The following is a 20701-nucleotide window of genomic DNA, read 5'->3' on the forward strand; positions in this document are numbered from 1 at the left end:
AACAAAAAAAGCATGATTTTTCTCCTTTTTTTTAGCAAATATACTATTTTAAGTTAAAAAATATTCATTCGATTGTTAGAGGCCTTTGAAAGTATATACTTTTATTTCTTTCGCTCTATAATACGCGCCACCCAAAACCTATGACTAATTAGACTATGACAACTAAAGTTGGCCGCCCGAGTAAAAAACCTTCAGAGAAGAAAAAAGGCGTATACATTAAATTACCACCATGGCTAATTGAATGGATGGACTGCCAAGACCATTCTAATCGTGCATTACTCATTGAAGAAGCAATGCGCAGTCATTTCAATATCAATGAAGATACTCGAAACGAATATCAACTTGATTTATGTGCAGAGGTTGAGCGCACCTATGACCGCAGGTACAAACGCAATAAAGCATAATCAATACAACTAGCGCTCTTTGTCCATATCTATTACTTTACCGGTTACAATTCAACCAGATTCATAAAAGATTAAACTCTTTGTAGCTTTAATTTAACAGCCCATTTCTAAGTTGAACTTAGACGTTTAAGAAGGGGCTGTAATGGATACTCAATTACCGGAAAAAATAACTGCAAACGCGGTTTGGATTTCAGATGTACATCTGGGTTACAAGGACTGTAAAGCGACTTACTTATTAGATTTTCTCAATCGACTAGAGTGCAATACCTTATATTTAGTTGGTGATATTATTGACATGTGGTCATTATCAAAAAACTTCTATTGGCCTGAACAACATAACAAGGTCATTCGAAAATTGATGAAAATGGCCAAAAAACAATGTCGTGTTATCTACATTCCAGGCAATCATGATGTCAATTTTAGAGATTTTGTGGGTGAGAAATTCGGTGAGATAGAAGTCCACCAAAGTTATGTCCACAAAACCTCTGATCAACGTCAAATGTTGATTATCCACGGAGACGAGCTCGATAGTGTGATCCGATTTAGTCGTATTACACGTTTTGTTGGAGATAGTGCATACGACTTCCTACTGTTTTTAAATCGCTGGACTAATTATATCAGACAAAAATTTGGCTACGGTTATTGGTCACTTGCTGCATATTTAAAAAAACGAGTGAGTAAAGCTAAAAATGCCATCGACTTATTTGAAGATGCTGCCATTGAATTAGCCAGAAAAAAAGGTTACGACGGTGTAATTTGCGGCCATATTCATCATGCCAATATTCGAGAAGATGCAGGTATTTTGTATTGCAATGATGGAGATTGGATCGAAAGCTGTAGCTTTATGATTGAAAAACACGATGGTTCACTTGAAATAATGCACTGGACAGATCAAATTAAAAAAGCACAAGTCATTGAGCTAAATACCAAAAAACTTGCTTAAACAGACTTTGCTTTAGTCATACCCAAGTCGCTATAATTTAAACTTATGTTTATTAAGAGAAACAACAAATGGCGATTTGGGTTGATGCAGATGCCTGTCCAGTAGTGATCAAGCAGATAATTTTCAAAGCGTGTAACCGCACTAAGATAAAAGCTACTTTTGTAGCAAACCAATACCTATCTATTCCGCAATCACCTTATCTGAGCTTTATACAAGTCGAGAAAGGCTTCGACATCGCCGATAATAAGATCGTAGAAAAAGTTTCAGCAAATGATCTTGTGATCACCCAAGATATCCCTTTAGCCGATGAAGTGATCACAAAAGGGGCTTTGGCCTTATCACCTAGAGGAAGTTTATTTAGTAAAGAAAATATCAAAAGTAGGCTTAATATGCGTGATTTTATGGAAACATTGAGGAGTAGTGGTGTTCAAACTGGCGGCCCCGCTGCACTAGACAACAAAGACAAGCAAGCTTTTGCTAACGAACTCGATAAATATTTAGCCCGTAATAAGCCATGATCCGAAAAGCAACCAATAAAGATTTAGCCCCAATTGTTGATATATACAATCAAAGTATTCCTTCGCGGTTAGCCACTGCTGATACCGAGCCTAAATCAATATCAGAGTTTACCGCTTGGTTTACCAGTCACCATCCAATGAGGCCCATTTTTGTCTATGAACAAGATAACCAATGTGTTGCTTGGTTGAGCTTTAAGGACTTTTATGGACGACCTGCCTATCAGAGTACAGCAGAGATCAGTATTTACGTGGCTACATCTGCAATAGGCCAAGGTATAGGTACAACATTGCTATCGCATGCACTCAGTATATGCCCAGAGCTAAACATTGAACGTCTACTTGCATTTATCTTTTCACATAACACTGCCAGCATCGAGCTTTTTAAAAAATTTGGTTTTACGGCATGGGGCGAGTTACCTGACGTTGCCGAAATGGATGACAAAAAATATAGTTTGAGTATCTTAGGACTTAAAGTTAATCAATAAGGAATATAAATGGTCAAAGTTTATGGCGATCTGATATCAGGTAATTGTTATAAAATTAAATTACTGCTTGAACTTTTATCTATTGAACACGAGTGGGTAGATATTGATATTCTCGAAGGAGAAACCCAAACACCGGATTTTTTAGCAAAAAACCCCAACGGTAAGGTTCCTATTGTAGAGCTTAGTGATGGCCGGATATTAGCCGAGTCTAATGCTATTCTTTGTTTTTTTGCCCAAGACTCTAATTACCTACCAACTGATAATTACTTAAAAGCAAAAGTTTTGTCTTGGTTGTTTTTCGAGCAATACAGTCACGAACCCTATATTGCAGTAGCGCGTTATATAAATTTATATCTGGGTTTACCTGATGATAGAAAAGCAGAATACGAAAGTAAGCAAGAAGGCGGGCACAAGGCCTTAAAAGTAATAGAAGATACCTTAAAACAAAGCGCTTATTTAGTCGGTGCTAAATTGACCATCGCTGATATTAGTTTGTTTGCCTATACCCATGTTGCTCATCAGGGTGGTTTTGATTTATATGATTATCCTAATATCAAAAACTGGATAGCTAGAATCGAAACTACAACAGGTTTTATATCAATGGATAAAGCAAAAAGCTCACATTAAGTGAGCTTTTCTGTTGGTTATACTGGGTTGTTATTTGGGCTGGGCATCTATTGATTGGCCAATCACATCAATGCTCTCATCTGCCATTAAGTATTGATACACCGCCATAATTTCTTCCGGCGTTTTCAGTTGAGATTGATCTTCTGTTGGATAAGCTGTTTGGCGCATTTTAGTCGCCGTTGCTCCAGGATTAATCGCATTAAATCTAATTGTTGATGTTTCAAATTCATCAGCGAAAACTTGCATCATTCCTTCTGTTGCAAATTTCGATGTTGCGTAAGCCCCCCAATAGGCGCGCCCTTTTCTACCTACACCAGAAGACGTAAAGATAACCGAAGCTTTTGGCGCTTTTTTCATTACAGGAAGTAGAGCTTTAGTCATAATAAATTGTGCTGTGACATTTACTTTCATCACTTCTTCAAACATGTCAGCTGGGTATTGATCAAATGGAATCATGCCGCCCAATGTACCGGCGTTATTGAGTAAACCATCTAACTTACCAAATGTAGACTCAATCGTTGCGGCCATGTCGATATAGTTTTGCTCAGTAGCACCTTTTAAATCTAACGGGATAATAGCTGGCTCTTTTGAGCCTGCTTTAACGATTTCATCATATGTAGCTTCAAGTTTCTTAACTGTTTTACCGAGTAAGATGACTTCAGCACCCAATTTTGCATAGGCGATAGCTGCTGCTTTACCAATACCAGCACCTGCACCCGTTACTAAAATCACTTTACCTGCTAAGGCATTTTCTGAAACCTGATAATTACTCATTCTTAAAACCATTGAATTTAATTTGCGCGCATTTTACCAAACCCGATTGAATATCCCAGTTTTTATTTGTCTTGTTTGAAGTTGAGCAAAATAAATTGCTGAATGAGACCAAGGTACTCATACCAAACCCTTTCAAAAAGCGCTATCGAATGAGAGGACGGTAGCTTGGCATACCAAGGCAAAGTATCGAGCATTTGAGCGCGGTGGTGAGTAGGGCTCGCTATCGGGTTTAAGCCATAAGCTTTAAAATAATTAATAGCTCTTGGCATATGCGAAGCTTCAGTCACTAAAATAAAACGTTGACCTTTAAGTTGTGTGCGAACTGCTAATACTTCTTCATGTGTATCTTTAGGTTGGTCGAAAATGATGATTCGTTGGCTATCAATATTAAGATCTAAAGCGAGTTCTTCATTCATTTGTGCATTTGATACTGTGCCGTATATCTCATAGCCAGTAAAAATTAATTTCGCATTAGGAAAGACATTGGCAATGCGCACACCTTCAACTGTTCTGGTTAGCGAACAAGACGCTAACTGACTTGTAATGGGTAAAGGTTCATCATTTTTGTGGCCACAGCCAAGTACAACGATGTAATCAATAGGGTGATCTATAGAGTCAATAAATAAGACAGGATATTTATTTTCTAAATTATTGATTAAATAGTTAGGAAACCATGGGGTCGAAATCAATATAAAACATGTTGCTAATACAAGCGTTAAGTATTTTGAAATTTTCGGCTTTCGATTTCGAATTACAAATGCCAGCAATAAACCCGTTATTATCAGTACTAATGGAGAGAGTAGTGCCGCTATGAGTTTTTTTAAAATAAATAACATGTGATGACTAGTAAGTGGCTAATGTTGGTTAATAAAAAAGGCAACCTAAGTTGCCTTTTTGTGTTTATTACTTAACTTTCATTCCCGGCTGTGCACCGTCTTCGGGATTAAGTATCCAAAGGTCTTTACCACCAGGCCCTGCTGCTAATACCATACCTTCACTCATACCAAAACGCATTTTACGAGGTTTTAGGTTAGCCACCATTACCGTCAATTTACCTTCTAAGTCTTCAGGTTGGTAAGCAGACTTAATTCCGGCAAAAACTTGGCGTGTTTCACCACCTAAATCGAGTTGTAATTTAAGTAGCTTATTGGCACCTTCAACATGTTCCGCTTTAGCTATTTTTGCGACGCGTAAATCCACTTTAGCAAAAGTATCAAACTCAATTTCTTCGCTAATAGGATCTTTAGTTAACTCAGTTTCTTGCACTGCAGCTTGTTCTTTTAAGTTATCTTTTGATTCTTCAACCATAGCTTCAATATGTTTAGCTTCAACGCGTTGCATCAATGGTTTGAATTTTTCAATTTGATGATCGGTAAGTAATACTTTGTGATCATCCCAAGTCAATTCGATGTTCAAGAAGCTTTCTACTTTTTCTGTTAAGGCAGGTAAAACAGGTTTTAGATATACGGTTAAAATCTTAAATAAGTTAATACCTAAAGAGCAGACTTCATGAGCACGCGCGCGTGTTTCTTCAGCTTTTGCTAATACCCAAGGTTCTTCAACGGCAATAAATTCATTGGCTTTATCTGCTAAGGCCATGATTTCACGCATTGCTTTGCCGTACTCTCTGTCTTCGTAGTATTGAGCAATAGTATCACCTGCAGCTACAAATTCTTGAGCAAGAGCTGGATCTAAAATAGTACTCGATAATTTGCCATCAAATTGCTTACTAATAAAGCCTGCACAACGACTAGCGATGTTGACAAACTTACCTACTAAATCAGAATTTACACGCTGGCTAAAATCTTCAAGGTTTAGATCTAAGTCATCCACGCGGCTTGTTAATTTAGCAGAGAAATAATAACGCAAGTATTCTGGGTTTAAATGCGTTAAATACGTTCTTGCTTTGATAAACGTACCTTTAGATTTTGACATCTTGGTGCCGTTTACCGTCAAGAAGCCATGTGCATTAACCGCGGTCGGTTTTCTAAAACCGGCGCCTTCAAGCATGGCAGGCCAGAACAAGCTGTGGAAGTAAACAATGTCTTTACCAATAAAATGATAGACCTCAGCATCGGAATCTTTGCTCCAGAACTCATCAAAATCTAGACCTTGCTTATCACATAGGTTTTTGAAGCTACCCATGTAACCAATTGGCGCATCAAGCCAAACGTAAAAGTATTTACCCGTTGTACCTGGAATTTCAAAACCAAAATAAGGTGCATCACGGCTGATGTCCCATTGCTGTAACCCATCAGCAAACCACTCTTCGAGTTTATTTGCCATTTGTTCTTGAACAGCACCAGAGCGCAACCACTCTTTAAGCATGCCTTCAAAAGCGGGTAGGTCAAAGAAGTAATGCTCACTTTCTTTCATCACTGGTGTAGCACCAGATACCGTCGAATAAGGATTAATTAAATCCGTTGTGCTGTATGTAGCACCACAAGCATCGCAACTGTCCCCGTATTGGTCAGGTGCTTTACATTTAGGGCAAGTACCCTTAACGAAACGATCAGGTAAGAACATTTCTTTTTCAGGATCAAAAAGTTGTTCGATAACCTTTGTTTTTATGTGACCGGCGTCATTTAAACGGTTGTAAATAAGTGAAGCTAGTTCACGGTTTTCATCACAGTGGGTTGTGTGATAATTGTCGAACTTGATAAGAAAGTCATTGAAGTCAGCTTCGTGTTCTTTTTGAACTTCCGCAACCATTTCCTCTGGTGATAAGCCCATTTGTTGAGCTTTAAGCATGATTGGGGTGCCATGGGCATCATCGGCACATACATAGTAAGCTTGATGGCCACGCAAACGTTGATAACGGACCCATACGTCAGTTTGGATGTGTTCTAATAAGTGCCCTAAATGAAGGGAACCATTAGCATAAGGTAATGCACTCGTGGCAAGAATTTTACGCATGTTCGACATATTCTTAATCAGTTTTTATTTTGGTGTAATAATTTGACGCGAAGACTAGCAAAAATGCAGGTTAATTTCATTAATAAAGCAATTTTTGAGACTGATTTTTTAAATTTTCGTATACTGTGCAAATAATTGAATACTAAAGTTCATTCCTGATGTTTGATTGGTTAAAAAACAAAAAAAATTCAGAACACGTCTCACTTGACCTATCCATTACTCAACTTAATGAGCATGAACAATCATTCGTGCAAAATATGGTCGAATCCGACCAGTTTTCTATTCCGTTAAAGCCTTTTGGTGTAGATAAATTTGACTCATTAGGCAGTCATACACCTATTTACAGAAGTGACATTGCAAAAATTTCACATATCGTTGCTGTTGCTTCTGGCAAAGGCGGGGTAGGGAAATCCACTACATCTGTCAATTTAGCCAGAAGTTTGCAACAACTCGGTGCCAGAGTAGGCGTGTTAGATGCCGATATTTATGGTCCTTCAATACCAAAAATGCTTGGCGTTGAAACTAAGCGCCCAGAAAGCTTTGATGGCAAAATTATGCAACCGGTTGAAAGTGAAGATGGGTTATTCAGTAATTCAATCGGTTATTTGATTCAACAAGATGATGCTGCTATTTGGCGTGGTCCCATGGCAAGCCGAGCACTCGAGCAACTTTTTAATGAAACCGCTTGGGGAGAACTTGATTACTTGATTATTGATTTACCACCAGGTACGGGTGATATCCAGCTCACGTTATCTCAAAAGTTGCCATTGAGTGCAGCTGTTATCGTCAGCACGCCACAAGATATTGCTTTAATTGATGCCATTAAAGCCTTTGCCATGTTTGAAAAAGTCGATGTTAAAACTCTGGGTTTAGTTGAAAATATGAGTGTTCACATCTGCAGTAACTGCGGCCATGAATCACACATATTTGGCCAAGATGGTGTTAAAAATCTTGCATCAAAAAAATCAATACAGTTCTTGGGGGAAGCACCTTTATCACTTGAATTAAGAGAATTTATGGATAATTGCCAACAAACAGCGCTAAGTGACATGAGTTTTTCTAAACATTATCAAGTTATTGCTTTGCGTACCGCCATTGAACTGGCAAAATTAGCTACAGAAAAACAACAAGAAAATGGCTTATCCATCCCCATTACAGAAATAAAATAAGCCCAACTAGAAGGTGAGCAACATGCGTTTATGCGACACAGACATCGTTAAGTATCTCGAACAGGGAAAAATTAGTGTTGAACCTTCACCAAAGCCCGACATGATCAGTGGCTTGACCGTGGATCTTAGGTTAGGTAATAGTTTTAGAGTCTTCCAAGATCACGCGGCACCTTATATTGATTTAAGTGGTCCAAAAGAAGAGGTAAGTCAGCAGTTAGAATCTGTGATGTCTGAAGAAATTATCTTAGATGAAGGACAAGCGTTCTTTTTGCACCCTGGTGAATTAGCACTAAGTGTTACACACGAGTCCGTAACATTACCCGATGACATTGTCGGTTGGTTAGACGGCCGTTCATCTTTAGCTCGTTTGGGCTTGATGGTCCACGTGACAGCACATCGAATCGACCCGGGTTGGTCAGGCAAAATTGTATTAGAGTTTTATAATTCAGGTAAATTGCCATTGGCGCTTAGACCTAAAATGAAAATTGGTGCACTCAGCTTCGAAACCTTGTCGGGCCCAGCTGAAAAACCGTATAACAAGCGCACCGATGCAAAGTATAAAGATCAACAGGCAGCCATTGCGAGTCGAATTAACCAAGATAAATAAATGCCGCTAATTCAATAGTCTATACTTGTCGCTGGGTTATTTGATGAGTGGTCTAAATGTAACGAAAAAGCGAAACAATACTCGATAGAGAAGAGATTATTTCCAATTTGCATAATCTTAGACCTGATGACATTTTTGATATTGAATTTGCATCTGAAGCAAAAACTCGTATAAAAACCAAGTTAGTCGGCTTTTTAGAACCCTACTATTTCGTGGTTGCCATACCAACCAATGCTCGAGCGGGCTACAAAGACGTTATGGTCGAAGGAAATGGATTAGTGGTTAGAGCGATAGTAGAGTCCATGTCTGGTGCGTGTATTGCTTTTAAGTCATCAATCACTCATGTAGCAAAAAAACCTCACTTTGTGATGTTTATGAAATATCCGCTTAAAATTGAACTGATCAATTTAAGAAAGCAGCACAGGCTGGTTACTCATTTACCTGCAACGATCACAGCACAAGCCAATGCTGAAAGTGATAATGCGATGACCTTATCTGGCATTATCCATGACATCTCACCAGGGGGCTGTCGTTTAAGAATTAAATGGCCTGAAGATAAACCGGAGATACAACTTGTTGCTGTCGACTTATCAATTCAAATGGCAACACGAGATGAAGTACTCATCATTGATGCTGAAATAAAAAGTAAACATAGAGATAATAAAGATTATGTATCACTTGGGCTCAGTTTCATTGACCCTGAATCCAAGGAAAGTATCGTTAATGATGTATTAGTAGAAATTTTCCACAAATTACAAATACCTGGGTATTAAAGGAAAATAGTAAAACCTAAGCAAAATCACTTAGGCTTTAACAAAAGGTTATTTACGGATTATTAGTACAAGCTGTTAATTGTTCCCATTCTTGAACACTTGCTGTTTCCATACCCGGTTCTTGTTTAGTCCACCATTTAGCACGCCAAGTAAACCCTTTATAACTAACCAGATCGTTTGCAGTATAAGTTGCCTCATCACTCCATGTATTTGCTTGGCAGATAGGCACTAAATCGCCAAAAAAGCCATGAATACTTGTCACTTTACCTTCAGCATTCGCCGTACCAAAATCAATACCATTTGCAATTAATACAGCGCCATCAAATGCTGTGATACGCCAATCAAATCGGAACATACGCTTTTCACCCTCTGTTCCTTGTATATCAATATTTGAATCTAGATGAACTTCTAAAGGCCATAAACCAAAAGATTTCATATCATCATGAAAAATTCCAATCCAATCATTAAGTGATTGATGGCCTTTTACATTAACTTTAGCTTCAAAAGTAGTGGGGTCGGTATAGACCATCTCATCCGCGGTATGTTCGGTGATAGCTTCTAGACGTTCATCCGCTTTTTCAATGATCCAAGTATTCATATAACCTTGAATGTTTTCTTTTAAATCATCAGCACTGACCAGTGGTGAAATAGCTAAGCCCATTAAACAAATTGAAGTCGTGATTTTTTTAATTAATTGCATTGTTATATCCTTGTAGTTTGTTGGCAACGCAATGTCAGTATTGATGAAAACAACGTAAATAAATCACTGTCTGTAGAATGTGACTAAACTGAGGCTTTATTTGTGATCACGCTAATGTTTTAATGATTCACGATACTTAGAATGACTGTATTAACTTGTGATGGAGTATGATTTGTCAGTTGAAATCCTTAAAATTTTAAACCTTTCCAGCGCAGTAATTGGACTGTTTATTAGCATCATGCTATTTGCACGCAGTTATCAAAACCAAGGTGGTAGCAGAACACTGGCATGCTTCTTACTTTGCTTGCTTGTTTATCCTATGTTGGGCTATTGCTATATGATCATGAAAAGCCCACCTTTAATACTCGAGATAGCAGGGCATTGTCTGATTTTACTTTATGGGCCTTTTGTCTATTTGCTGATCAAACAGCTACTCAATGAAAAACTTGAAAAATGGCAACAGTACATTCATGGCTTACCATTTTTAGGGCTATTCAGTTTGAAATACTCAGGTGTGGACACTCAAACTTGGTATCTGTATTTCGTATTTTTTACCCTAATTTTGGGTTATTCAGCATTTAATATTTTCAAACTTTATCAAGCAAGCGATGATATCAAGCGCCTTCACACCGAATATAAAAACACCACATTTTATTGGCTTAGCTTTATCGTTTACGGTATTTTTGCGCTGACTTTACTCGATATCATCATCATTGGTATGTGGTACTTTGAGCTCAATCAACTCGATGTTGTTTGGGAATTTATGAGTATAATGTTGTGTTTATATTTATTGGCGATAGCTGGTTTTTCTATATGGCGACCAGAGATATTTTTCTCAAAACAATCACATGATCCCATTGAATTAACAACTAATGACGTTCAAGAGCACAAAGAAAAGCGAAGGGAATTAGAACTGAGTGAAACATTAGCCGCTCAGCTTAAATCAGAATTAAATCTACTTATGCAAAAAAAGCAGGTGTTTTTAGATAATAAAGTCACCTTGAGTAGTCTTTCTAGCCTCCTATCAATAAGTACTAACCAATTATCTGAGCTTCTTAATGTTCATATGCAAACTAGTTTTTATGGCTATGTAAATCAACTTAGACTGAACTATGTTTTGGATAGGCTAAATGATCCCAAGTGTAGTTTACCTGCACTCGATATTGCTTATCAGGCGGGATTCAACCGCAATACTTTTTATAAGGTGTTTAAGGCTGAATTAAAAATGACACCGAGCCAATACAAAAAACAAGTTGATAAATTTGATTTGGCGACCAGTTAGAAAATTAGTACTTTACCTTAAATATTAAAAAAGCCAGTCATTAGACTGGCTTTTTAGAATCGGACAGTAATAACTACTATTTACTCGTCGATATTACGTAGTAATGCATTAACGCCTACTTTAGCACGCGTTTGAGCATCTACTTTCTTAACAATAATGGCAGCGTATAAGCTGTGAGTACCATCTTTAGAAGGTAATGTACCTGGTACAACTACCGAACCAGCTGGTACACGACCGTAGTGGATCTCACCTGTTTCACGATCGAAAATACGCGTAGATTGACTGATGTAAACGCCCATAGATAAAACTGAGCCTTCTTCAACAACCACACCTTCAACGACTTCTGAACGAGCACCGATGAAACAGTTGTCTTCGATAATTGTAGGGTTAGCTTGTAACGGCTCTAAAACACCACCAATACCAACACCACCAGATAAGTGAACGTTTTTACCGATTTGTGCACATGAACCAACTGTAGCCCAAGTGTCAACCATAGTACCTTCATCGACGAAAGCACCAATGTTCACGTAGCTCGGCATTAATACTGTGTTTGGTGCAACGAAAGAACCTTTACGTACTGTCGCAGGCGGCACAACACGAACACCATCGTTTTTGAAATCTTCTTCAGTGTAATTTGCGTATTTTTGCTCTACTTTATCGTAGTACTGCGTACCGCCACCTTGAATAGGTGCATTATCGTTAATACGGAAAGATAATAAAACAGCCTTTTTTAACCACTGATGTACAACCCACTCACCAGCAATCTTCTCAGCTACACGTGCTTTACCGCTGTCGATTAACTCAATTGCTTCTTCAATTGCGCTTTTTACTTCTGGAGCAACTGATGATGGAGTGATATCAGCACGGTTTTCAAACGCTTCTTCAATAATATTTTTTAAGTCAGACATTTCTGTTCCTGTTATCTGTTTTATTAGAGTGTTAATTCTTTTTTAAGCTGTTCGCTTAAACTGTGTTTTTCAGTTTCGGTTAGCGCCAGACCTTCTTGATTACTGACGATAAAGAAGTCTTCGGCACGCTCACCAATGGTTGATACTTTTGCCGTATGTATAGTGATTTTATTGTCGAGAAATACACGGCCAATTTTAGATAATAAGCCGGGGGTATCGAGCGCTTCTAATTCCATATAAGTACGGCTGGTGTCATTGTTGTGAAGCCAATAAACTTTAGTTGGTACATGGAATTGTTTAATTTGTCTTGGAATTCGGCCAGCGAATGTGTCTTTCGGTGCACCTTTATCTAATGCTTCAAGTACAGCATCTCGGGCATCTTTAAACCTTTGCTCCGTCAATAACGTATCGTCGTTATCTAAAATGAAGAAACTGTCAATTGCCTTACCTTGGGTCGTCGATAAAATTTCAGCACTATGAACGTTAAAGTTTTTTCGATCGAGTAGGGTAGCTATGGTCGAGAAAAGGAAAGGCTTATCTGCACAATAGACAAACACAGTCGTTGCACCGCGGTGTATTTGGTTATCGATCAAAATGAGCGGTTCGTCATCTTCGGCATTTAAAATATGCTCACAATGCCAGCTGATTTGTTTTGGTGTATAGCGAACGAAATATTCATTATCAAAACCTTGCCACAACTGGTAAATGGCTTCTTTATCAAAACCAGAGCTCATTAGGTCGGATAAGGTATCATTTTGTCTTTGTTCAATACGCGCAGGTAAAGAAGGCCCTTTACTTTTGCCACTGCGTAAGACCTTTTGCGTATTTAAGAACAAATCACGCATTAAAGACGCTTTCCACTGATTGTACAAACTGGCATTTGTAGCCCGAATGTCAGCAAGGGTTAGGGCATACAATAAACTTAATCGGCTTTCATCTTGGACGGTATCAACAAACTCATCAATCACTTCTGGGTCGTGGATATCTTTACGTTGAGCAACGGTTGATATTAATAAGTGGCTCTCAACTAACCAAGAGACCAACTCAGTATCAACACCAGAGAAACTATGCAGATTCATAAAATCTCGTACTGCCATAGCACCTAGCTCTGAATGGTCACCACCTCGGCCTTTACAAATATCATGAAATATAGCCGCTAGATACAGAAGCTCCATTTTTGGGTATTCATCACAAATTTTAGAACATCGAGGAAATTCATGATTGTAATGCGGTTGAGTATACCGATAAATATTCTTAACTAAACGATGTGTGTGCTCATCTACTGTGTAGGCATGGAATAAATCAAACTGCATCAATCCGACGATGTGTTCCCAGTCATGGCTATAAATTGCCATAATGCCGTACTTGTGCATCATGTCCCAAGCTTGGCCAAAAAATTCAGGATGTTTAATAAGTTGCAGAAAAACTTGTCTGCACTCAGGAATATGACAAAGTTCTTCTTCTCGTTCGAAGAAACGACGGGCAATGCGTAATTGTCTGATAGTGACCGAATGTAGGCCTTTAATGTCTGGCGTATTGGCTACGGTTAAAAACATCATCAGGATGTTTTCTGGTTTGTCGAAAGCATTGGTAGTATTGATGCGAAGCAGGCCATTGTAGAGATCGAAGTCATCATCAATTTGTTCAGACTTTCTCTGGTTGAAACTTCCCAATATTTCTTCAACAAAATACTGTAACAACATTTCATTGAGTTCAGTAATTCGCCTTGCCATGATGAAGTACTCTTTCATCATTTTTTCGACAGATGCTTTACCTTGCCCATATCCGAGCATTTTTGCGACATCGGGTTGATATTCAAATAGTAAACGGTTTTCTGAACGATTGGCTACCATCTGAAGTGCACAGCGCATACGCCATAAAAACTTACGACAATCTTGGAGTTCTAATAACTCTTCTGGCAGTAGAAAATCTTCTTGAACCAATTCATTACCATCAGCAACTTTGAAATGTTTTTTTGCGATCCATCCAATCATTTGGATATCGCGAAGTCCACCAGGGTTTTCTTTAATGTTAGGTTCAAGGTTGTAGCTCGTACCGTTAAATTTTTCATGACGTTGCTTTTGTTCGTCATATTTTGCGGTAAAGAACTTATCACTTGGCCAAAAGCTTCTGTGAGAGATGGCTTTAGTCAGTTTTTCGAACACCTTGCTACAGCCTGTAATCAATCTAGATTCAAGCATATTTGTAGCAATGGTGATGTCTTGTTTACCTAGTGAGTTTGCCTCTTTGAGGGTCCTCACACTCGAACCAATATCTAAACCAATATCCCAAAGTAAAGTGATAAATAAACTCAGGTTAGATTTGGCTTCATCTTTTAGGCTGGATTTAGATAAAACGAGTAAGTCTATATCCGAATGAAAGTTTAGGTGGCCACGGCCGTAACCACCCACAGCGATAAGGGATAAATCTTTAACTTGGTCTAGTTTATAAAGACGCCATAAGTGCCTAATCAAACTGTCTATGTAAAAAGCACGGCCCATTACGATTTTACTAGCGGGCTGTTCATCAAATGTATCTCTTAACCATTGATGGTAATCATTGACCAATCCTTTAATAAACTTAATGTTATTAGGATCAGTAATGCGATGTAATAACTCTATATGGACTTGCTGATTACTCACTTAATTCTACTTATTCTTTATGGCTAATCACACGTGGGAAATCTTCATCAGTACGCAAAGTTAACACTTCAACGCCATCATCTGTAATAAGTAAGGTATGTTCCCACTGCGCACTCAAGCTACGGTCTTTTGTCACTACAGTCCAATCGTCTTTTAATAGCTTACAATGCTTTTTACCCGCATTAATCATTGGCTCGATTGTGATACATTGACCGGCTTCAAGTACTTCACCCGTACCCGCTTTACCATAATGAACAATTTGAGGGTCTTCATGGAAAGTACTACCAATACCATGACCACAGTATTCACGGACTACAGAATAGTTATGTGACTCTGCATGCTTTTGGATAATTTCACCAATGTCACCTAAACGTGTACCTGGCTTAACAATGCGAATGGCTTTATACAAACACTCTTGAGTGACACGAATTAAGCGCTCAGCAAGGATACTCGGCTTACCTACCACAAACATCTTACTGGTATCGCCGTGATATCCATTAGGGTGATCCGGATCAGTGCTATCTTCATCAAAACGAACGGTAACGTCGATATTAATAATATCGCCATCTTTTAACTTTTTATCACCCGGAATACCATGACAGATAACGTGATTGACGGAAGTACAGATTGATTTCGGGAATCCGTGGTAATTTAGTGGAGCAGGGTAAGCGTTCAGTTTATTACGAATATAGTCATGACAAATATTATCTAGCTCCTCTGTAGTTACACCTTTAACTACATAAGGACCAATCATTTCTAAAACCTCTGCAGCCATCTTGCCAGAGGTACGCATTTTCTCCATTTCTGCTGGAGTTTTAATCACTGCCGCCATATAAATTCTCTTTAACTAGGGAGAATAGATAACTATCTATTCATCAAACCGATACATTATAACCTGACTTGCGACAGGCGTCAGCACACTAAAATTAGGTTTATTAATAAAATTTATTGGTCAAAGTGTTAGTCGAATTATTTTACAGCGCGATATTGTTAGGCTAATTTGCAACAAATAACATACTTCACGTAATTCTATTTCTTGATTACATACAGATAGTTATTGTATTGCCTATGTAAGTGGTTCAAAAATTGCTCGTATTTCTGCTTTATTCGGGAGTATTGTTATGAAACTTAAATGTGGATTATTCCTGGCGCTAATACTTTGCATGTTTTCAGTACATGCTAGCTTAATGCCTTACACATCTTCTATTTCTGGTGCGATTGAATCAACCGATGCTTTAGGACAAGAACGAAAGTTAGTGGCTGAACCGTTATCAGGTAATTATCTAGGCTATGATTACTATGGTAATTTCTATGTAGACACATACAACCTGACTAATAACGGGCTAAGCGATTTATTACCGATGTTTCTGTCACACCACTTAATTCAGATCTAAACCCCTGGATTGCCTTATTCCCTGAAGGTACCTTAAATGGTAATGATCAGTATTGGTGGAATGATGAATACGACGAATTTGAAGTTTTAAATCGTGTTTCACCTTATCTATACGACGAAACATTACTTGTTATAGATAACTTAGGGGCAGGCCTTGCCGAGACATTTCAATTCAACTTAACATCTGGTAGCACAATTCAATTAGCCTTAACGACTTCAGATTATTACATTCAATCAGATGGAGGAGTATTTTATCCAGACACACCCAATAATAATGTTTTTGGTGCTTATCAATTGGATATTATCGAAGCAAGTAACGGCCAAATTGATTTATCACAAACGTTAATGTGGGAATCAGTTAATAAGGTACCAGAGCCGAGAAATGCATTATTAATTTTATTCCTGCCTTTAATAGCAAGAGCCGTTTGTAAATCTAGATAACAGTTAAACGAACCGTGATAAAAGGCAATGGAATGCATGTATCATCTAATTGTATAGTTAAATATCATTCACGAACATCGCTTAGCTCAAGGATAGACAAGTAGTGCACAATAAAAATTAAAGGAGTATAAATAAAATATATAAATTCAATTTAACATAATATACATTGGCAAAATATCTAATTTACGAAAGCCTTACAGAGTGGGGCTTATACGAATATTCATACGTCAATTTGTCGTGATTACGACATTTTGGAAGTGTCAAAAACAGTAGGGAAAAGCTAATTAAATCAGTTAGCTATTTGAAGTTTTCTAATAATAGTTGAATATAAAAAAACCCGCTATAGAAAGCGGGTTTTTATTTATTTTGGTTTGTAAAACTATGCTGCCAGAGCTTCTAATTCTTGCTGAATCTCAGTTATACCGCACTTTGCAGCCATTACTGCAAAATAAACTTTGTTTATTGGTAGGCCAGTTAATTCTGCTAAAGGCTGTATCTTGTCTTCACCGGGGAACTTACCAGTTTCACGCCATCTAACCCAACGGCTAAACGTAGTCCTTGTGACTTGAAGTTTATCAGCAGCACTAGCACCTGAAAGCCGCGGACTGCGCTGAATTGCTAAATTCAGTGTGTTATCAAAATTCATAGTTTTCTACTCACTTTTAAGACAAGCCGAAGTTTAGGCGAACAAAAAACCAGCGTCAACTGGAAGGGTTACGATTGCAACTCAATGGGGTTGCACCATGCAACGCATATGGGTAACGTAAGTAACAGGTTGCATTGCTCAGTTTTAAGACACCTAAGCGCGACCCATTCAATACAACGCGGCGGGCTTCCCCGCCTTTTGATATTCCACCCTCCACTGGATAGGGGCGGCTTAATTACCCGCCCCGCTATACCAAGGGAGAGTGATTAGCACTGTGGAGAGAGAAATGGAAACAGCACTTAAATTAGGTTCATGTCGGGAGACATCGACAACTTTTAAGCACAAACAACCGAAAATCATTTTAACCGCTCATGATAGAACCGTTACCGAACAAGCGACCGATGCGAAATTTAGAAACCGCGTAAACACCTTAGTCAATGAAGCTAAAGCCGTCGGTCGTTTCCCCCTTGCACACATTGCTGATTCCATGGAGCGAACAGCCCGAGCAAGACAAGCTGTTAACCCTCAGTTGGTAAGCGCTTTTAAAAGTGCATCTAAAAGCTTCGGGGGTTAATGATGAATAGTATAACGATTTGGGATTGTATCTCAGCCCTTGCGGGTGGCTTGGCGTTTTTAGCATTCTTAGCTATTTGTATTCTGCCCCTTTACTTAATAGGGGCTTGATATGAAATGGGAAGTTGACCCACTTATCACTGATGACTTAGTTAGTCAGTATGTAAAAGGCTTTTTATCTGATCAGGAATTTAATGGTCTTCTAACAAGAGATTGTATGAATTTCATTGAAAACCGACTAACTAATGTTCCCGTTGAAATTAAACGAAAGCTAGTCAGAGAGTATATATCTCGCTATCACAAATCTAAGCACAGCAATCCGCTACGTACAGCGAACATTTATCTACGCAAAGCAACGCAATATATAAACGCAACATTGGAGCAATTACCGCTTGAATGGGCTGTTTTAAGCAATAAACATAAGTTAAAAAAACAAGCTGAAGCTTGTGCAATTGATTGCTACGATTTAGTTACTCAGCATCAAGATAAAGGCGCTTTTGGTGTATACCTTGTGCTTGCCAAATTTGCTGATAACTGGAATATCAGGCCGCAATATTCAGAGCTAGCTTTTGATGAACTAAAAGACATTGGCTTTGATAAAGTTACGTCTGTTATTGCTCGTCTGTGTGCAGAGAAGTGGTGGCGTAAGAAATTAGACCGCCTGCACGTTACTACGCTTGAATACATTCATATCGCAATAGGTGACGTTGGGAAAACTGGCTCAGCTTATGTTAGTGAAGCAGGGCTTAATGCGTTTATTCAACGCCAGAAAGCCGAGGTTAACTTTCTCGAAAATATGGAGATTGTTAACGAGCAAGGCGAATGCTTGCCGTTGTCAAAAGTATATCAAGCCAGTGTTGCCAATCCTGAGGTTAGACGCGTTGAACTGCTTGTAAGAGTTCGTGGTATTGCTGAATGGGCAGAAGAGAACGACTATCAAGCAATATTCATTACACAAACCGCACCTAGCCAGTACCACCGCAATTCTAAAGAGTGGAATGGTTCAAGCCCTAAACAAACTCAAGCCTACTTTACTGAGCTGTTTAAGCTTATCCGCGCTGAATATGGCGATTTAGGTATCAAACCGCACTATTTACGCGTTGTTGAGCCGCATAAAGACGGTACACCGCATTGGCACTGCCTGTTTTTTGTTAAAAAGCATGAGTGTCAGGCGCTAATTGATGTCTATAAGCGCTATGCAATCAAACAAGATGCACACGAATTAAAATCAAAACATGGTATCAAGCCGCGGTTTGATGTTGAGTTTCTGGACGGTAGCCGCGGTGCAGTGGCTTATATATCTAAATACTTAGCTAAAAATGTCAGTGCTAAAGGCATTACTGATTTTGTTGACGATGAATCAGGGCTCGCGCTTGATGATGCTGTTATTTCTGTAACGGCTTGGGCGCGTATTCATGGGTTAAGACAGTTTCAATTCTCAAGCGGTGCGCCTGTATCAATTTGGCGCGAGTGCCGGAGACTAAAGGACGTTGAAATTGATGACCCCATCATAGCGGATGCCGTTGAGGCGTCTTGTAACTCAAGGTTTAAAGACTTCATTAATTCATTGGGCGGTTTAAATGCCGATAGTGCCATCTCAACTGTTTATGAAAGTCATGAGAATGAGTATGGCGAAATCACTAAAAAGATAGTTGGCATTGAAGCGATTAAGCAATTTATTACCCATTCTGAAAAGTGGGAAATTCGCAAGAAAAAACCAAAGCCAAAACAACCACCAAAGCGGTGCGACAGCAACGCAACTCGGACGCTCGCAGAGCGTAGAAATAACTGTAACTCAAACATTAACGACAGTTTGAAAAGTGTTACAGACAAATCAATTAACCAAATTGAATTTGAAATAGATATTGCTTCTACAGGTTTAGATACAGCCGTTAAAAACCTGTTGTATTCATGCAGTAATTTTTTAACTCAATAACTTGTCGGGAGACATATATGAATCAAGAGCAAGCAGAAGAACAAGCAGAATTACATACAATGTTAAAACTAGGGCTAAGTCTTGATTTTAATATGTTTGTAGCAATGTTTATGGCTTTATTTGCTTCACCTGATTTTGATACTGGAGCATATCGACTTGAAATAGCAACCAATGAAGCAGCAATTTCATTGCGTGATGAATATGGCGAAGAAATCGAATTTATTAAAGTTGAGCAAAGCAGTCAATTTGTCGTTAATTTCTTAGATAAATTCAAACAAGAAAGTGTAATAGAAATATTTTTATCAATGTCGGGAGACAACGTATGAGTAAAAAAATTCAATTTCTTGAGCTACTTGAGCAAAAAGCCAATGAAGCCGGAAACACAATCAACCCTGCCAAAAAGATGCGGTTAGCCGAAGAAGTGGCGAAAGGTTCGCTCGCATTAGCCAAGCAAACGATAACAGAGCTTGATCAGTTGGAAGTACGGGTTAAACATTTGGAGTGTTGCCATGGTGAATAAAAAAAATGCAGTTGGTCAAATAGCCTGTCCTCAGTGTGGTTCGGTCGCTGAGATTAGAAGACGCATCAACGGGCAAAAGTTGCCGTTTTTAGTGTGCAAGCACTGCGGTCAAACTCAATCCAAAAACAGCCAAGTGCGCCAAGGTTGGCTTGATAATATGGTCGGTTTAGGTGAGCTAGGCGAATACGGTCAAAAAGTTGAACAGGTTCAATCGGTTGCTCCGGTCATTGAGCCAGAGCCAAGCACAGAGCCGGAGCAAAAAACCATTAAAGAATGGACACCACCGGAAGAACTCACACCGGAAACACTAGAACCAGAGCCTGAAAGCCAGACCCCACCTGAAAAAAATGAAAAATCGGGCGGTAACGGTTGGTTATGGGGTGTAGGTTTTTCAATTCTCAGCTTAGTGGTATTAGGCAAAGCAAAATCAAATTAATCAGTAAT

Annotated in this window: 24 protein-coding genes; 16 read left to right on the top strand and 8 right to left on the bottom strand. The window is 38.7% G+C overall.

All coding sequences use genetic code 11. From position 1 onward, the window contains the following. Positions 1-155 precede the first annotated feature (155 nt). From HR060_RS10605 to HR060_RS10625, 5 genes are all read left to right on the top strand, one after another. Positions 156-404: a hypothetical protein gene (locus HR060_RS10605; RefSeq protein WP_174200274.1), complete on the top strand. Its 249-nt coding sequence runs from the start codon at positions 156-158 to the stop codon at positions 402-404. A 142-nt stretch (positions 405-546) separates the two neighbouring features. Beyond that, positions 547-1347 (top strand): UDP-2,3-diacylglucosamine diphosphatase, encoded by an 801-nt coding sequence (locus HR060_RS10610; protein ID WP_174200275.1) that lies wholly within the window; start codon positions 547-549, stop codon positions 1345-1347. 68 nt (positions 1348-1415) lie between these two features. Then, complete coding sequence (locus HR060_RS10615) at positions 1416-1865, top strand: YaiI/YqxD family protein (protein WP_174200276.1); 450 nt, start codon at positions 1416-1418, stop codon at positions 1863-1865. Beyond that, a complete protein-coding gene (locus tag HR060_RS10620; protein ID WP_174200277.1) occupies positions 1862-2350 on the top strand; it encodes a GNAT family N-acetyltransferase in 489 nt (162 codons plus the stop codon). Before HR060_RS10615 ends, HR060_RS10620 begins: the two co-directional genes overlap by 4 nt. Before the next feature lie 9 nt (positions 2351-2359). Next, complete coding sequence (locus HR060_RS10625; protein WP_174200278.1) at positions 2360-2977, top strand: glutathione S-transferase family protein; 618 nt, start codon at positions 2360-2362, stop codon at positions 2975-2977. A 30-nt stretch (positions 2978-3007) separates the two neighbouring features. On the opposite strand, the gene HR060_RS10630 is transcribed toward HR060_RS10625, so the two are convergent. From HR060_RS10630 to metG, 3 genes are all read right to left on the bottom strand, one after another. Continuing rightward, complete coding sequence (locus HR060_RS10630) at positions 3008-3751, bottom strand: YciK family oxidoreductase (protein ID WP_174200279.1); 744 nt, start codon at positions 3749-3751, stop codon at positions 3008-3010. Positions 3752-3813: 62 nt separating this feature from the next. Further along, the gene (locus HR060_RS10635) at positions 3814-4587 is read right to left on the bottom strand and encodes an ElyC/SanA/YdcF family protein (RefSeq protein ID WP_174200280.1); all 774 of its coding nucleotides are present in this window, start codon (positions 4585-4587) and stop codon (positions 3814-3816) included. Positions 4588-4654: 67 nt separating this feature from the next. Continuing rightward, positions 4655-6676, bottom strand: a complete 2022-nt coding sequence (gene metG / locus HR060_RS10640) for a methionine--tRNA ligase (RefSeq protein ID WP_174200281.1) — start codon at positions 6674-6676, stop codon at positions 4655-4657. A 149-nt stretch (positions 6677-6825) separates the two neighbouring features. Between metG and apbC the strand changes: the two genes are divergently transcribed. The 3 genes from apbC (at position 6826) to HR060_RS10655 (ending at position 9216) form a co-directional block, all read left to right on the top strand. Continuing rightward, positions 6826-7836 (top strand): iron-sulfur cluster carrier protein ApbC, encoded by a 1011-nt coding sequence (gene apbC / locus HR060_RS10645; protein ID WP_174200282.1) that lies wholly within the window; start codon positions 6826-6828, stop codon positions 7834-7836. A gap of 22 nt (positions 7837-7858) precedes the next feature. After that, the gene (gene dcd, locus HR060_RS10650) at positions 7859-8443 is read left to right on the top strand and encodes a dCTP deaminase (protein WP_174200283.1); all 585 of its coding nucleotides are present in this window, start codon (positions 7859-7861) and stop codon (positions 8441-8443) included. A gap of 107 nt (positions 8444-8550) precedes the next feature. After that, complete coding sequence (locus HR060_RS10655) at positions 8551-9216, top strand: flagellar brake domain-containing protein (RefSeq protein WP_174200284.1); 666 nt, start codon at positions 8551-8553, stop codon at positions 9214-9216. A 52-nt stretch (positions 9217-9268) separates the two neighbouring features. Here the strand turns inward: HR060_RS10655 and HR060_RS10660 are convergent, their stop codons facing one another. Next, the gene (locus tag HR060_RS10660) at positions 9269-9916 is read right to left on the bottom strand and encodes a carbohydrate-binding protein (protein ID WP_174200285.1); all 648 of its coding nucleotides are present in this window, start codon (positions 9914-9916) and stop codon (positions 9269-9271) included. Positions 9917-10088: 172 nt separating this feature from the next. On the opposite strand from HR060_RS10660, the gene HR060_RS10665 reads away from it, so the two are divergent. Continuing rightward, a complete protein-coding gene (locus tag HR060_RS10665; RefSeq protein WP_174200286.1) occupies positions 10089-11198 on the top strand; it encodes a helix-turn-helix domain-containing protein in 1110 nt (369 codons plus the stop codon). Positions 11199-11278: 80 nt separating this feature from the next. On the opposite strand, the gene dapD is transcribed toward HR060_RS10665, so the two are convergent. From dapD to map, 3 genes are read right to left on the bottom strand one after another with little or no spacing between them, the layout of a single operon-like run. Next, entirely contained in the window at positions 11279-12106 is an 828-nt protein-coding gene (gene dapD, locus HR060_RS10670) for a 2,3,4,5-tetrahydropyridine-2,6-dicarboxylate N-succinyltransferase (RefSeq protein ID WP_174200287.1), read from the bottom strand. Between the two features lie 23 nt (positions 12107-12129). Beyond that, a complete protein-coding gene (gene glnD, locus HR060_RS10675; protein WP_174200288.1) occupies positions 12130-14748 on the bottom strand; it encodes a [protein-PII] uridylyltransferase in 2619 nt (872 codons plus the stop codon). Between the two features lie 10 nt (positions 14749-14758). Beyond that, the gene (gene map / locus HR060_RS10680; protein WP_174200289.1) at positions 14759-15580 is read right to left on the bottom strand and encodes a type I methionyl aminopeptidase; all 822 of its coding nucleotides are present in this window, start codon (positions 15578-15580) and stop codon (positions 14759-14761) included. A 289-nt stretch (positions 15581-15869) separates the two neighbouring features. On the opposite strand from map, the gene HR060_RS10685 reads away from it, so the two are divergent. Both HR060_RS10685 and HR060_RS10690 read left to right on the top strand, forming a co-directional pair. Beyond that, the gene (locus tag HR060_RS10685; RefSeq protein ID WP_174200290.1) at positions 15870-16142 is read left to right on the top strand and encodes a hypothetical protein; all 273 of its coding nucleotides are present in this window, start codon (positions 15870-15872) and stop codon (positions 16140-16142) included. Positions 16143-16435: 293 nt separating this feature from the next. Then, entirely contained in the window at positions 16436-16582 is a 147-nt protein-coding gene (locus HR060_RS10690; protein ID WP_174200291.1) for a hypothetical protein, read from the top strand. Positions 16583-16961: 379 nt separating this feature from the next. Here the strand turns inward: HR060_RS10690 and HR060_RS10695 are convergent, their stop codons facing one another. Continuing rightward, positions 16962-17228, bottom strand: a complete 267-nt coding sequence (locus HR060_RS10695) for a hypothetical protein (RefSeq protein WP_174200292.1) — start codon at positions 17226-17228, stop codon at positions 16962-16964. A gap of 286 nt (positions 17229-17514) precedes the next feature. On the opposite strand from HR060_RS10695, the gene HR060_RS10700 reads away from it, so the two are divergent. The 5 genes from HR060_RS10700 (at position 17515) to HR060_RS10720 (ending at position 20693) form a co-directional block, all read left to right on the top strand. Further along, entirely contained in the window at positions 17515-17802 is a 288-nt protein-coding gene (locus tag HR060_RS10700) for a hypothetical protein (protein WP_174200293.1), read from the top strand. A 111-nt stretch (positions 17803-17913) separates the two neighbouring features. After that, positions 17914-19737 carry a replication endonuclease gene (locus tag HR060_RS10705; protein WP_174200294.1) on the top strand — a complete coding sequence of 608 codons (1824 nt, stop codon included), beginning with the start codon at positions 17914-17916 and terminating at the stop codon, positions 19735-19737. Between the two features lie 17 nt (positions 19738-19754). Next, complete coding sequence (locus HR060_RS10710) at positions 19755-20063, top strand: hypothetical protein (RefSeq protein ID WP_174200295.1); 309 nt, start codon at positions 19755-19757, stop codon at positions 20061-20063. Continuing rightward, positions 20060-20257: a hypothetical protein gene (locus HR060_RS10715; RefSeq protein ID WP_174200296.1), complete on the top strand. Its 198-nt coding sequence runs from the start codon at positions 20060-20062 to the stop codon at positions 20255-20257. Before HR060_RS10710 ends, HR060_RS10715 begins: the two co-directional genes overlap by 4 nt. Then, positions 20247-20693: a hypothetical protein gene (locus HR060_RS10720; RefSeq protein ID WP_174200297.1), complete on the top strand. Its 447-nt coding sequence runs from the start codon at positions 20247-20249 to the stop codon at positions 20691-20693. Before HR060_RS10715 ends, HR060_RS10720 begins: the two co-directional genes overlap by 11 nt. Positions 20694-20701: the final 8 nt, after the last annotated feature.

Origin of the sequence: Marinifaba aquimaris (assembly GCF_013328345.1) — a bacterium.
Classification (GTDB): Bacteria; Pseudomonadota; Gammaproteobacteria; order Enterobacterales; family Alteromonadaceae; genus Marinifaba; species Marinifaba aquimaris.